This window comes from Streptomyces sp. NPDC001717, assembly GCF_042892775.1.
Classification (GTDB): domain Bacteria; phylum Actinomycetota; class Actinomycetes; order Streptomycetales; family Streptomycetaceae; genus Streptomyces.
This window is the reverse complement of record NZ_JBIAUK010000011.1, coordinates 143,081-157,003: the sequence shown is the minus strand read 5'-3', so window position 1 is coordinate 157,003 and position 13,923 is coordinate 143,081. Positions and strand designations below refer to the sequence as shown.

Annotated in this window: 12 protein-coding genes; 7 read left to right on the top strand and 5 right to left on the bottom strand. The window is 72.7% G+C overall.

Annotated elements, in window-relative coordinates; genetic code table 11:
• Nucleotides 1–77: 77 nt before the first annotated feature.
• From ACFYZL_RS19965 to ACFYZL_RS19955, 3 genes are read left to right on the top strand one after another with little or no spacing between them, the layout of a single operon-like run.
• Nucleotides 78–476: a peptidoglycan-binding protein gene (locus ACFYZL_RS19965; protein WP_388680480.1), complete on the top strand. Its 399-nt coding sequence runs from the start codon at nt 78–80 to the stop codon at nt 474–476.
• Nucleotides 477–481: 5 nt separating this feature from the next.
• Nucleotides 482–892 (top strand): peptidoglycan-binding protein, encoded by a 411-nt coding sequence (locus ACFYZL_RS19960; protein ID WP_384758074.1) that lies wholly within the window; start codon nt 482–484, stop codon nt 890–892.
• Between the two features lie 47 nt (nt 893–939).
• On the top strand, nt 940–1,344 hold the full coding sequence (locus tag ACFYZL_RS19955) for a peptidoglycan-binding protein (protein ID WP_384758077.1): 405 nt from the start codon (nt 940–942) through the stop codon (nt 1,342–1,344).
• Between the two features lie 118 nt (nt 1,345–1,462).
• Here the strand turns inward: ACFYZL_RS19955 and ligA are convergent, their stop codons facing one another.
• Both ligA and ACFYZL_RS19945 read right to left on the bottom strand, forming a co-directional pair.
• A complete protein-coding gene (gene ligA / locus ACFYZL_RS19950; protein WP_388680476.1) occupies nt 1,463–3,535 on the bottom strand; it encodes an NAD-dependent DNA ligase LigA in 2,073 nt (690 codons plus the stop codon).
• Complete coding sequence (locus ACFYZL_RS19945; RefSeq protein ID WP_388680473.1) at nt 3,532–4,815, bottom strand: MFS transporter; 1,284 nt, start codon at nt 4,813–4,815, stop codon at nt 3,532–3,534. Before ACFYZL_RS19945 ends, ligA begins: the two co-directional genes overlap by 4 nt.
• A gap of 193 nt (nt 4,816–5,008) precedes the next feature.
• Here ACFYZL_RS19945 and ACFYZL_RS19940 point away from each other — a divergent pair, with 193 nt between their 5' ends.
• From ACFYZL_RS19940 to thpR, 3 genes are all read left to right on the top strand, one after another.
• Entirely contained in the window at nt 5,009–7,306 is a 2,298-nt protein-coding gene (locus ACFYZL_RS19940; protein WP_388680470.1) for an immune inhibitor A domain-containing protein, read from the top strand.
• 224 nt (nt 7,307–7,530) lie between these two features.
• Nucleotides 7,531–9,246: a DNA polymerase/3'-5' exonuclease PolX gene (gene polX, locus ACFYZL_RS19935; protein WP_388680467.1), complete on the top strand. Its 1,716-nt coding sequence runs from the start codon at nt 7,531–7,533 to the stop codon at nt 9,244–9,246.
• 48 nt (nt 9,247–9,294) lie between these two features.
• Nucleotides 9,295–9,903 carry an RNA 2',3'-cyclic phosphodiesterase gene (gene thpR, locus ACFYZL_RS19930; RefSeq protein ID WP_384755847.1) on the top strand — a complete coding sequence of 203 codons (609 nt, stop codon included), beginning with the start codon at nt 9,295–9,297 and terminating at the stop codon, nt 9,901–9,903.
• 39 nt (nt 9,904–9,942) lie between these two features.
• Here the strand turns inward: thpR and ACFYZL_RS19925 are convergent, their stop codons facing one another.
• From ACFYZL_RS19925 to ACFYZL_RS19915, 3 genes are all read right to left on the bottom strand, one after another.
• On the bottom strand, nt 9,943–10,515 hold the full coding sequence (locus tag ACFYZL_RS19925; RefSeq protein WP_384755850.1) for a hypothetical protein: 573 nt from the start codon (nt 10,513–10,515) through the stop codon (nt 9,943–9,945).
• A gap of 60 nt (nt 10,516–10,575) precedes the next feature.
• A complete protein-coding gene (locus ACFYZL_RS19920) occupies nt 10,576–12,033 on the bottom strand; it encodes an Ig-like domain-containing protein (protein ID WP_384755853.1) in 1,458 nt (485 codons plus the stop codon).
• 110 nt (nt 12,034–12,143) lie between these two features.
• Nucleotides 12,144–12,542 (bottom strand): RidA family protein, encoded by a 399-nt coding sequence (locus ACFYZL_RS19915; protein ID WP_384755855.1) that lies wholly within the window; start codon nt 12,540–12,542, stop codon nt 12,144–12,146.
• A 130-nt stretch (nt 12,543–12,672) separates the two neighbouring features.
• On the opposite strand from ACFYZL_RS19915, the gene ACFYZL_RS19910 reads away from it, so the two are divergent.
• On the top strand, nt 12,673–13,920 hold the full coding sequence (locus tag ACFYZL_RS19910; RefSeq protein WP_388680463.1) for a serine hydrolase domain-containing protein: 1,248 nt from the start codon (nt 12,673–12,675) through the stop codon (nt 13,918–13,920).
• Nucleotides 13,921–13,923 lie beyond the last annotated feature (3 nt).

Genomic DNA, 13,923 nt, shown 5'->3' with positions numbered 1-13,923 from the left:
GGCGACCACCTCTCCCCCGCTTTCGTTCCGTTCCCCCTTCTTCCTTCCCCCGTCCTCATCGTCAGGAGACGCTTTCCATGCCCTCGTCGCCCCGAATCCGGCCCCTGGCGGCGCTCGCGCTCGCCGCGTCCGCCGTCGGCACCCTGCTGGTCACCGCCCCCACCGCCTCCGCCGGTGACTTCGCGGACGCCTGCATCCGCAGCGTCGGCGCCCGTACCTCCCCCAACGGCACCTGGACCATCCCCGCGCGCAACTTCCAGTACGGCTCGTCGGGCGTGTGCGTACGCGAGATCCAGCACGACGTCGCCTCGACGATCGGCATCGAGCCCGCCGACTGGCCCGGCTTCATCGACGGCGCCTGGGGACCGAAGACCGACCGCTACGTGCGCGAGTTCCAGCGTCAGTCCCACCTGGAGCCGGACGGCATCGTCGGCCCCAAGACCTGGGAGGCGCTCATCTCCCGGACCACGGGCTGATCGCCATGACGAACAAGGCGGCGCGCAAGCGCACGATGTGGGCGGGCGCGATCGTCGCGACGGCCACGGCCCTCCTCGGCGGCCTGGCCGCCGCACCCGCCCAGGCCTGGTACGGCAACCTTCAGGCGTGCAAGAACGCCTATGGCCATGAGTACCACCTCGGCTGGGACATCCCCACGGTGGTGCTCCGCAAGGGCTCGTCGGGGGTGTGTGTCCGCGAGCTCCAGGAGGACCTGCTCGAAGTCGGCGCGGTCCGGAGCGAGGACCAGCCCGGCTTCGTCGACGGCTCCTTCGGACCCAAGACGTACAACGCGGTGGTGAACTTCCAAACCAGGGCCACGGTCGAGGGCGGCGCGGACGGTGTCGTGGGGCGCAACACCTGGCACTCCCTGATCGCCCACGTCTACTTCGAGTAGTCCGAGTGGACGGCACGCCCACGCTTCACCGAAAGGAAGATCCTGGCATGAACACCTTCAGGCGTACGGCAACCCGCGTCGGGGTCCTGGGCGCGACGCTGCTCATGGCCGCCGGGCTCACCGCTCCGCAGGCGTCGGCCCGGGCCGGGTACCTGGAAGCCTGCGAGAACCAGGTCGGCACGCGCTACGCGTCGAACGGCTGGCCCGTTCCGGCCGTGAACCTCTCCAGGGGCTCCAGGGGCGACTGCGTACGGGCGCTCCAGTGGGCCCTGGTCCGCACGGCGTTCGTCGACTCCTCCGACGCCCCGACCTTCGTCGACGGCGACTTCGGCCCCAAGACCGAGGCGGCCGTGCTGCGGTTCCAGTCGAAGTATCCGCGGGAGACCGGCGGCCCGGACGGCATCGTCGGCATCAAGACCTGGGGATACCTCATCCCGGCTGCGCAGGGATAGGGGTCCGACGGCCGCGGGCGGCCGGCCCACCGGCCACGGGGGTGCGGGTGGGCACTGCCCCGGTCCCTCACGGAGGGGTACCGGGGCAGCGACGTGTTCCGGCGGTGATCACCGTGTCCTACGACACCGCCTGGACCGGGGACTCGGCGACCAGTTCGGCGAAGGCCTCCGGGGTCAGCACCGTGACGCCGAGTTCCGCGGCCTTGAGGGCCTTGGAGCTCGGCTTGCCGTTCGCGGACGGCGCGCAGACCAGGTAGGTGGTCTTGGAGTTGACGCTGCTGCCCGCCCTGCCGCCGGCCTTCTCGATCAGGGCGTTCATCTCGGAGCGGCCCAGCTTGGCCAGGGGCCCGCTCATCTTCCCCGTCACGACGACGGTCGCGGCCGCCAGCGGACCCTCGCCCACGGCCGTCGGCTGCTGCGGTTCCTCCATGTTGACGCCGGCCGCGGCAAGCTTGTCGATGACGTGGGCCAGGGCGGCCACCTGCTCGACGACGACCGGAGCCTTCTCGCCGCCGATGCCTTCGACTTCCTGCATCAGCGCGGCGTCGGCCTGCCGGATGGCGTCCATCGTGCCGAAGTGCGCGGCGATGCGGCGGGACATGCTGCGCCCCGTTCCGAGCACGCCCAGGGCGCAGAAGACGCGGCTGAGCGGGCGGGACTTGGCCGCCTCGATCTGCTCCGCCAGCTTGGCTCCGCGCTTGGCGCTGCCGGAGGCGGCGGTGAGCTGTTCCTCGGTGAGGGTGAACAGGTCGGCGACGTCCGTGACGACGCCCGCCTCGATCAGCGCGTTGACGTACGTCCTGCCCAGGCCGTCGATGTCGAGCATGTCGCGGCCCGCGGCGTACTCGATCAGTGCGGGCAGCGCACAGGCGGTTCCCCGTGCGCAGCGCCAGCGCTCCTGGCCCTTGTCCACCTCCCCTCCGCAGTTGGGGCAGGCCTCGGGCAACGGCACCTCCCGGGCGCCGGACGGGCGCAGGGCGGTGACGGGAGCCTGGACGCGGGGGATGATGTCGCCCGCCTTGTAGACCGTCACGGTGTCGCCGAGGTGCAGGTCGCGGCGGCGGATGTCGGCGGGGTTGTGGAGGGTGGCGCGGGTGACCGTGGACCCGTCGAGGTCCACCGGTTCGAGGATGGCCGTCGGGGCGAGCACTCCCGTCCGGCCCACCTCCCAGATCACGTCCGTCAGCACGGTCCGGCGCTCGACCGCGGGCAGCTTGAAGGCGATCGCCCAGTACGGGAAGCGGCTGCCGAAGCCGGCCGCGGTCTGCTCCGCCGCGTCGTTCGCCTTGATCACCACCCCGTCGATGCCGAACGGCAGGCCCGGGCGCAGCGCCGCGATCTCGTCGACCTTCTGCTGTGCTTCGGCGAGGGTCGTGACCACGTGGAGTCCCGCCGGTGTGGCGGCCGTGGTCTGTACGCCCGCCTCCGCCACCGCGGCCAGGAGTTCGGCGTGGGTGGCTCCCTCGGGTGCGAAGGCGGTGCCGTCGAGCTCGACGGCTCCGTACGCCCAGAAGGTCATGGCGAGCCGGTAGGGGCGGTCCTTCGCCCGCAGGGTGCCGGCCGTGCCGTTGCGGGGGTTGGCGAAGACCTGTGCGCCGTGTGCGGTGCGGACCTCGTTCGCGGTCTCGAACTGCTCCCGGGTGAAGAGGACTTCACCGCGAACTTCGAACGTGGCCGGTACGGGCAGTTGCTCGGGCAGGCCGTCGATGGTGCCCATGACGTGGCTGACGTCCTCGCCGGTGGCGCCGTCGCCCCGGGTGACGATCTGCTCCAGTCGGCCGTTCCGGTAGCGGGCGGCGACGGCGGCGCCGTCCATCTTCGGTTCGACGGTGAACCCGCCGGCGGGTTCACGGCCCAGACGGCGCTGGAGGGAGGCCCCCCAGGCGACGAGGCCGGCCGGGTCGAAGACGTTGTCGAGGCTGAGCAGTCGCGTGGTGTGCGCGACGTCGCCCGCCGGGGCGGCGCCGTCCCCGACCAGGCCGGTCGGGGAGTCCTGGGCGGCCTCGTCCGGGTGCGCCTGTTCCCAGGACAGCACGGTGAGCCGGAGCGCGTCGTAGGTCGCGTCGTCCAGGGGGCTGTCGCCGTCGCCGTAGTAGGCCGCGGAGGCCTCGCGCAGTCGGGCGAGGGCGCCCTCGTACTCGTCGCGGCCGGACATGACGGACAGCGCCTCAGCGGCGGGAAGGTTCTTCATGAACATGATCCTTGCCCATGGGTCTGACAACGGACTTCCCGGGAGCGGACGGTCCCCTCACCGCCCCGCACGGCACGCGCCCCGAGCACGAACGGCCGGGAGACGACGGTGACGGCGACCGACGCCGCGGCCAGAGCGGTGATCGTCGTGGCGGGGGTGAGCTGTCCGGCGAGGCCGCCGGCGATCGCGGCTCCGATGCCCTGCCATGTCATGCGGCCCGCGGATTCGACTCCCTGGACCTGGCCGCGTACCGGATCGGGGGTCAGTTCGAGGAGCTGTTCCTGGAGCGGCAGGGTGGCGGCGAACCCCGGGCCGGAGACGAACACCGCCGCGGCCGCGACCAGTACGTGGGGGTGGAGGGCGAACAGGAGGTAGGGGACGGCGAGCAGCAGCCGCAGGGTGAAGGCGTGGCGGCGGCGTTGCGCGGGGCCCAGGAACCGCCCGACCGCGAGGTCCCCGAGGAGCATGCCGGCCGATCCGGCGGCCAGGAGGACGCCCGCGTGGTGCGGGGCGTAGGAGAGGAACAGGGCCTCGCAGCCGACGATCAGGCCGCCCGGGACCCAGAGGTTCAGCAGGAGTGCGCGCCCGCCGGGGTGGGAGAAGAGCTCGGCGTTGGTCCACCAGGTGCGGCGCGGGCCGGGGCGCCGGGTCGACCGGACGGAGTGTTCCCGGACGGTCGCCGCGACGACGGCCGTCGCGATGCCGGTCAGGGTCGCCGCGGCGAGGAACACCCCGTGCGGGGTGAGGCGGGTGAGGAGTGCCGCGCCGGTGGCGAAGCCGAGGACGGCCGTGGCGCCCGAGGTGACGTTCATCAGCGAGCGCGCCAGGGCGTACTGCGTGGTGGGCACGACTTCGGCGAGCAGCCCCATCCGGGTGCCGGTCCCGAGGGACTGGAAGAACCCCAGGAGCAGGAGGATGCCGAAGCGGGCGGCCAGTGACAGCCCGGGAACCGCCTGGGCGGCGACTCCGGCGAGCGAGGCGCATTGGAGCGCGACGAGGGTCCGGCGGGGGCGGCCGCCGTCCGCGACGGACATCAGCGTGAGGGCGCCGAGGGCCGTGGCGAAGGTGGCGCCGTACATGCTCACGGCCGTCAGGAAGGGGGATCGGGTCTGCTCGTGGACCAGGGTGCCGAGCGCGAAGCCCGACAGGGTGGTCGCGGCGACGGTCAGCGTGAACCCGGCGTACAGGCCCGCGAATTCACGGTTGCGGAGCAGGGTGCGGTAGCCGGTGACCGGCGGTGTGGTGGGTGGCGCGGCGGGTGCGGACGGGTGAGGAGGCATGAAAAAAGCCTCCGCACGCGCCCGTTCGGGCGGTGGCGAAGGCCGACGCGCACATTCTAGCAGCCACCCGGGCCGCGACCCTTTCGTGTGGGGCGCCCGCCATCTATGCATGACCTGTCACATGTGAAATATTACCCGCGCTGCGGCTCACCGGCCGCCCCTCCGGGCTCAATTCATCGAAAGGCGCCCCACGTTGCGCAGACTCGCTGCGGTGGGAGCGGCGATATCCCTCGCCGCCCTCACGCTCCTCTCCACCCCCGCGCTCGCGGCCACCCCGCCGCCCGCCCCAGCGCTCGGCGGAACCCACGCCGAGCACGCCGCCGCTCCGCCTCCCGCCCCGCTCGAACTCCAGCGCCAGGCACTGCGCCGCCAGGCCCTCGAAGACGTAGCGGCGGGCGGCGGCACCGGAGACGCCCTGCGCGCGGAGGCGGACGGCACCCTCCCCCGCACCGCGAAGATCGGAAAGCGGTACGTCGAACTCGCCCAGGAACGCAAGGACAAGGTCTTCGTCATCCTCGCCGAGTTCGGCGAGCAGACGGACCCCCGCTTCGGCGGCACCCCGGGGCCCCTGCACAACACCATCGGCAAGCCGGCCCCGGACGACAACCACACCCTGTGGCGCAAGGACTTCGGGCGGGACTACTACCAGCGGCAGTTCTTCTCCACCGAGCCCGGGTCGGCGTCCATGCGCGCCTACTACCGGCTCCAGTCCTCCGGCCGCTACGACATGGACGGCACGGTCACCGACTGGGTCAAGCTCCCCTACAACGAGGCCCGTTACGGCACCGACAACTGCACCGAGGCCGGTCAGTGCCGCACCAACTGGGACATGATCCGCGACGCCACCGCCGCCTGGTACGACTCCGAGCGCGCCAAGGGACGTACGCCCGAACAGATCAAGGCGCAGCTCGCCGAGTACGACGTGTGGGACCGCTACGACGCCGACCACGACGGGAACTTCGACGAGCCCGACGGCTACCTCGACCACCTGGTCGTCGTGCACGCGGGCAAGGACCAGACCTGGGGCGGCGGGGCCCAGGGCAAGGACGCCGTGTGGGCGCACCGCTGGTTCGCGTACTGGAACCAGGCCGGCACCGCGGGCCCGGAGGGCAACAAGGCGGGCGGCACCCCCGTCGGCGACACCGGCATCTGGGCCGGCGACTACCTCACGGGCGGCGAGAACAGCGGAGCCGGCCTGTTCTCCCACGAGTTCGGTCACGACCTGGGCCTGCCCGACCTGTACAGCTCGGACGGGGACAACGGCGTCAACTTCTGGTCCCTGATGTCCTCGGCCTCCTACCTCGGCAAGGGCCCGGGCACGACGGGCGAGTTCCCCGGCGACCTCGATCCGTGGAGCAAGCTCCAGCTCGGCTGGCTGGAGTACACGGAGGCCGACGCGGGACGCAAGACGCGGGCCGTGCTGGGCGTGTCGGGCTACAACACCGAGGACCCGCAGGCCCTGCTGGTGCACCTGCCGCCCTCGGTGACGCGTACCGACCTCATCGACCCGTACGAGGGCGCCGGCCAGTGGTGGAGCGGCACCGGCGACTTCATGGACAACACCCTCGGGCGCCCGGTCGACCTCACGGGGGCCGGCTCCGCCCGGCTGGACGCCCGGGTCTGGTACGACATCGAGCAGGACTTCGACTTCCTGACCGTGGAGGCCTCCACGGACGGCGGGGTGAACTGGGCGCCGCTGCCCGGCACCGTCGACGGGACCGCCATCCCCGCGAACGGCGTCTCCGGCACCTCCTCCGGTTGGCGGGAACTGAGCGTCCCGCTGGACCGGTTCGCCGGACGGAGCATCCAGATCCGGCTGCGCGTGACCTCGGACGGCAACACGCACGGCAAGGGCGTCACCTTCGACGACCTGCGGATCACGGCGGACGGCCGGGAACTGCTGCGCGACGGCGCGGAGCGGGGCGCGAACGGCTGGACGGCCCGGAAGTGGTCGATCACCGAGGGCCGCACGGGCGTCGCGCAGCACCCGCGCGCGTACTTCGCGGAGAACCGGCGCTACACGGGCTACGGCAGCCTGCTGAAGTCCGGGCCGTACAACTTCGGTTTCGGCGGCGACAAGGTGGAGTTCTACCCGTACCAGCAGGGCGTGCTGATCTGGCTCTGGGACACCGCGTACAGCGACAACACCACCAAGGCCCACCCGGGCGGCGGTCTGCTGCTGCCGGTCGACTCCCGTCCGGAGCCGCTGCGGTTCACCGACGGCACCCTGCTGAACGCGCGGGCCCAGACGTTCGACGCGCCGTTCTCCCGCCGGGCGAGCGAACGGATCGTGCTGCACAAGGCGGGCGCCCCGGTGGTCGTCCCGTCACGGCCGGGCGTCGCGGTGTTCGACGACCGCCACGGCTCGTACTGGAACCCCGAGCTGCCCCAGCTCGGGGTCCGGGTCCCGGACACCGGGACCCGGATCACCGTCGAAAAGGAGGCCGCGGGCGGCTCCCTGACCACCCTCCAGGTCAGCCCGTCCCCCTGACTCCGGCTCCGGGACCGGGGGGGGGGGGGGCCCGGGCCCCCCCCCCCCCCGGGCCCGGGGGGGGGGGGCCCCCCCGGGGCCGCGGGCCCCCCCCCCCCCCCCCCCCGCCCCCCCCCCCCCCCCCCCCCCCCCCCCCCCCCCGGGGGCGCCGCCCCCCCCCCCCCCCCCCCCCCCGGTCCCGGGGAATCTGGCGGAACCGCGGGAACCTGGCGCACCCTGGAGGTATGGGCCGGGTCAATGACGAGGTCGAGGCGCTGCTGCAGGAGTACGCCGACCTGATCGCGATCAGCGGCGGGGACGCCTTCAAGGTCCGCGCCTACGAGAAGGCGGCCCGTTCCATCGGCGGCAGTCCGTTGGCAGTCGCGGAGCTCGACGCGAAGGGTCTCAAGGAGATCCCGAACGTCGGCGCGTCGATCGCCGAGAAGGTACTGGACTACCTGCGCACCGGCCGTGTCCCGGCGATCGAGGAGGTCCGGGCGGCGGTTCCGGCGGGGGTGCGGGAGCTGACCCGGATCCCGGGGCTCGGGCCGAAGCGGGCCATGCTGCTCCACGAGCGGCTCGGGGTCGCCACGGTGGATCAGCTGCTCGACGCGATCCACGCGGAGCGGCTGCGTGACCTGCGTGGTTTCGGTGAGAAGAGCGAGGAGAACATCCTCGCCGGCATCTCGCTGATGCAGAAGGCGGGCAGCCGGATCCTGATCGGCGCCGCGACCGAGATCGCCGAGCTGCTCACCGGCGAACTGTCGTCGGTGCCGGGCGTCGTCCGGTGCGCGCACGCCGGGTCGCTGCGGCGGATGCGCGAGACCATCGGCGACATCGACGTACTGGTGGCGTCGGAGCGGCCGGGCCCGGTCATGGAGGCGCTCGTCGCCCTGCCCTACACGGCCGAGGTCCTGGCGCACGGGTCGAAGAAGACCTCGATCCGCACGACCAAGGGGCTCCAGGTGGACCTGCGGGTGCTGCCGCCCGCGTCCTGGGGAGCGGGCATGCAGTACTTCACCGGGTCGAAGGCGCACAACGTACGCACCCGGGAGCTCGCTGTCCGCCGGGGGCTCAAGCTGTCCGAGTACGGGATCTTCGACGCCGACAGCGGCGACCGGCGGGCCGGCGCGACGGAGGAGGAGGTCTACGCGGCCCTCGGCCTGCCGTGGATCGCCCCGCCGCTGCGCGAGGACCGCGGGGAGATCGCGGCCGGGCTGCGGGGCGAGCTGCCCGAGCTGGTGACGGAGGGCGACCTGCGGGGCGACCTGCACACCCACACCGACCTCACCGACGGGCTCGCGCCGCTGGAGGAGATGGTGGAGGCCGCAGCCGCGCGCGGGTACGCGTACTACGCCGTCACCGACCACGCCCCGAACCTGTACATGCAGCGGATGACCGACGAGAAGATCCTGGCCCAGCGGGAGCGGGTGCGCGCCCTGGACCGGACGCTTCGCGGCATGCGGCTGCTGCACGGCACGGAGCTCAACATCGGGCCCGACGGGGAGCTGGACTGGCCCGACGAGTTCCTGGCCGGCTTCGACCTGTGCGTGGCCTCGGTGCACTCGCACTTCGGGCTGGACCGGCGGGCGCAGACCCGCCGTCTGGTGCGGGCCTGCGAGAACCCGTACGTGCGGGTCATCGGCCATCCCACCACGCGGCGGATCGGCCGCAGGCCGGGCATCGAGGCCGATTTCGACGAGGTGTTCCGGGCCTGTGCCCGGACCGGGACGGCCCTGGAGATCAACGCGCATCCGGAGCGGCTCGACCTGTGCGACGAGGACGTGCTGCGGGCGAAGCGGTTCGGCGTGCGGTTCGCGGTGGATTCCGACGCGCACTCCCCCACGCACCTGCCGTACGTGCGCTACGGCGTGGGCGTCGCGCAGCGGGGTTGGCTGACGCGGGACGACGTCGTCAACACGTGGCCGCCGGCCCGGCTGCGCCGGTTCCTGCGCCCCTGACTCCCCCCGATGTGACCGATCGGCCCGGCGCACGGTACCAAGTGCAGTGTGAAGGAAAAGTCCCAGACCTCGACCGTCCGGATATTCGTCGCGCTCGCCCCGCCCGACGACGCGAAACAGGAGCTGGAGCAGGCACTGCGCCCTGCCTACGAGGCGTACCCGCGGATGCGGTGGAACCGGATCGAGGACTGGCACATCACGCTCGCGTTCCTCGGGGAGCTCCCGGTGGCGGCGGTCCCGTTGCTGCGGCCGCCGCTGGCCGAGCTCGCGGCGGCGCACCGGCCCCTGCGGTTGTCGATGCGCGGCGGCGGTCACTTCGACGAGCGGGTGCTGTGGACCGGCATCGACGGGGACCTCGAAGGACTGCACCTGCTGTCCGACGCCGTGCGCGCCCTGGTCAAGGAGTGCGGGATCCCCTTCGAAGGACGGCCGCTGCGTCCCCATCTGACGCTGGCCCGGTCCCGCCGGAACGAGCCCCTCCACGCGGTGGAGGCCGCCGAGGGACTGGCCGGGTTCACCGGCCGCCCGTGGCCGACGCGGCGGCTGCACCTGGTCGGCAGCAACATCGGCCGCGGTCCCGGACCGATCCACTACCGGGACGTCGAGGCCTGGGACTTCGGAGGCGGGGACTCCGGTGGCGGGGACTTCGGCGGCTAGGACTCCGGCGGGGAGGACTGCGGCCCGCCTCGGCCGTCGTCAGGCCCCGGGCCTGCGGCGCCCGGCGAGGCCGGTGGCGAGGGCGAGGAGGAACACCGCGCACACGCCGGCGGTCCACGGCGAGGTCCCGCCCTCCGCCGCCGGGGACACCCGGCGCCCGGGGTCGTAGGAGACCCGGATCCGCGCGCCCACCGCGGTCTCGGGGCCGTCCTTGAGCTCCGCCGGGTAGCCTCCGGGGCAGTCCAGCGCGAGCCGGTACAGGGTCTTCGAGGCGGGACCGTCGCCCTGGGACTGCTGCTCCTTGGCCCGGACGTCCCGTACGACACAGGTGGCGACCTCTGTGCGCACCGTCGTCTGGTCCGCGGTCGCCACGGTGGCCAGCAGCCCCAGGGCCAGGAACAGCGTCCCGAAGAAGCCCCCGCTGCCGCCGACGCGCACGAAGTACAGCGCGCACGCGGCGAGGAGCAGGACCCCGACGCCCGTCACGGTGACGGTGATCGACGGCGCCGCCGTCCCCGTGAAGCACCAGGAGGTCCAGGCGAAGACGGCCGCTGCCGCCGCGATCGGCAGGGCCGCGACCGGACCCCACTCCTTCGGCCGTGACTCCGACACGGACACCACCCCCGCAGGAGGACGCCCGCCGCCCCTCCCCCGGTTTCAGGGGTGCGGGGGTCAGGTGGTAGGCGACAGCCGGGACGGCGCCGGCGGGTCGCCCGGGGCGGGAGCGCCGTAGGTGGTGGCCAGGGCGCTGCCGGCCCGCCACGCCTTCCAGTCCAGGTTCCAGTCCCCGATGCCGTTGCCGAAGGGCTCCATGAGCGGGCCCCCGCTGTTGACGACCTCGACGATGTCCCCTTCGCGGACCGTCTCGAAGAACCAGGCGGCGTCCTGCGTGCTCATGCCCGTGCAGCCGTGGCTGACGTTCTCCTCCCCCTGCGCCTCCACGGACCAGGGCGCGGCGTGCACGTACTCGCCGCTCCACGTCACACGGGTCGCGTACTGGACGGGGAGGTCGTAGAACTCGCTCGTGCCGCGCTGGATGCCGACGGAGTCCCCGCGCATGCGCACCTTGGGTTCCTTGCCGAGGACGACCTTGACCCCGGCCCGGGTCCTGAACCCGGGTTTGCCGGTGGTGACCGGGATCGTCCGCAGGACGCGTCCGTTGCGGCTCACCGTCATGGTGTGCGCGGCGGAGTCGGTGACCGCCTCGATCCGGTCCGCGACGGTGAACTCCACTCCCTCGGAGGGCCCACCGTAGAGTCCGCCGCCGATCTCGACCCCGTCGAGGCCGCTGCGGACGCTCACCGTCGTGTGGGCGGGCCAGTACGTGCGGGGGCGGTAGTGCAGGGTCGATGCGTCGACCCAGTGCCAGGCACCCTCCACATGGGGATGGGAGGTCACCTGGAGCGCCTGTTCCACGCGGCTGCGGGCCAGGCCGTCGGCGGCCGGCACGGGCCGGCTCAGTTCGGCCGTCACGATCTCCCCGGCGCCGTACGTACCGCCGTGCGGCCCGAACTCGGCGGTCAGCCGCCCTCCTTCGGCGGCCGGCGCGGGCGCGGGCGCGGTGCGGAACTCCAGGGTGACGCCCACGGCGTTGCCCGCCGGGTCCTGCGCGTCGACCCGCACCGTGTAGGACTCCCCGGCCCGCAGCGACTCCGCGTTGACCCAACGCCCGCCGCCCTCGGCGAGGGTGCCCGCCAGGTGGCGTCCGCGGCCGTCCGTGACGGACACGTCGGTCAGCACCCCCTGCCCCGGTTCGGCCACGGAGATCTCCAGGGGCCCACCGGCGTGCGTCCCGCGCGCGACCCGGCGGGACACTCCGTCGAGGGCCGGCGGGGGCAGTACGGTTCCCTGCCCGCCGGCGGTGGCCACCACCCGTTCCTGCCGCCAGCTCCGGCACATGCCCGGCCGGAAGACCTGCACCGCGCACTGCTCGCTCCCGGGGCGGACGGCCTCGCGGCCCTCGTCCAGGACCCGGCCCACCAGCAGGCCGACCGAGGCCGCCCCGGGCGCGCGACGCCCTCCGTCCGCCCCGGGTGCCTGGCCGGGGGCCGCCGCCCCCACCATCAGCAGCACGCTCGCGCCCGCACCCGCACCCGCGACCACCAGCCGTGTCCGTCGCGCCCGCCGCATGACCACACCACCCTCCCTGAAACGCTTCAGCCCGGAGACGGCATCAAAACGGACAAGACGCCAGAACGATGATCACCAACGCGGTCGTGCCGCCGAACGAGACCCCGAACTCAACCCGCACGGACCACGGCGTCGACCTCGACCTCGACGAGCCAGGCGGGATCGATGAAGCGGGACACCTCCACGAAGGTGGTCACGGGCCGGATGGCGGCGAACCGCTCGCCGTGCGCCCGCGCGGCCTCCCTCCACTGCCCCACGTCCGTCAGCATGATCCGCGTACGGACCACGTCCTCGAGGCCGGCGCCCGCCTCGCGCAGCGCCCGCTCGGCTATGTCCAGGCACCGCACGGTCTGGCCGTACACGTCTCCGGGGGCGGCGGTGGAGCCGTCGTCCGCGATGGGGGCCGTGCCCGCCACGGCCACCTGGCTTCCGACGCGCACCGCACGGGAGAAGCCGATCTCCGGTTCGAGGGGGGATCCCGAGCTGACGGTGTGACGTATGTTGTCCATCGCGTCATGATGCCGGCACGTCGGACGGCCCTCTGCGACCGGCTGTCGGCCGCGGTCGCGGGCCCGGTGGGCCGGGTCTAGGCTGGTGAGACTGCCTTGCCTTTGTCCTTCACACGACAGGAGGCACGCCGTGAGTCCGACGCACGAACGGCTCCGCCGGGCCTGTGTGGCGGTCGCGGCCGTGGGCCTGCTCGCCCTTCCCGGCACCGTGAACCCGGCGCACGGCGTGGCGACGCCGGGCCCCTCCGTCCCGGCCCCCTCCTCCGCTTCGCCTTCTCCTTCGCCCGACGGCGGCTCCGAATTCCCCCAGCTCACTCCCGCCGTCGCGGCCCAACTGGACACCGCCGTGCAGAAGGTGCTGCGGGAGACGAAGGTGCCGGGTGTGGTCGTGGGCCTGTGGGCCCCGGGCAAAGGAAGCTACGTGCGCACCTTCGGCGTCGCGGACAAGGCCACCGGCGCTCCGATGGAGACCGACTTCAACTTCCGGATCGGCAGCGAGACGAAGACGTTCACCGTCACGGCCCTGCTCGAACTCGTCGACCAGGGCAAGCTGGCGCTGGACGACCCGATCGGCAAGTACATCGAGGGGGTTCCGAACGGCTCCCGCATCACCCTGCGCCAGCTCGCGGGCATGCGCAGCGGTCTGTACAACTACAGCGAGGACCCCACTTTCAACAAGGAACTCACCACCAGCCCCAAGAAGTACATCCCGCCACGGCAGTTGCTGGCCTACTCGTTCAAGCACCCCGTGCAGTTCGAACCGGGCGCGCAGTTCGACTACAGCAACACCAATCTGATCCTGCTCGGGCTCGTCGTGGAGAAGGTGGGGAAGAAGCCGCTCAGCGAGTTCATCCGGCAGGAGGTGCTGGAGCCGGCCGGGCTGCGCCGCACGCTCTTCCCCGTGGACGCGGGCTTCCCCGATCCGCACCCGCAGGGCTACACCGAGCAGTCGGCGTCCGGCAAGGTCGTCAACGCGACCGACTGGAACCCCTCCTGGGCCTGGGCCGCGGGAGCGATGATCTCCGACCTGCTGGACCTGCGGAGCTGGGCGCGCACCGTCGCCACCGGCAGCCTGCTGACGCCCGCCACCCAGGCCGAGCGGCTGAAGACCACGCCGATGGACATTCCCGGCGCCGGGTACGGGCTGGGCATCTTCAACGTGCAGGGCTGGATAGGCCACAACGGCTCGTTGCCCGGGTACGAGTCGCTGACCATCTACCTCCCGGACTACCAGGCGACCCTGGTGGTGCTGCTCAACACCGACATCCTGAGCGGCGGCCAGGAGCCGAGCACGCTGTTCGGCGAGGCGATCACGAGCATCGTGACCCCCGAACACGTCTACCCCGGCCACAAGCCGCCGGAGCCCAAACCCGGTTGAGGC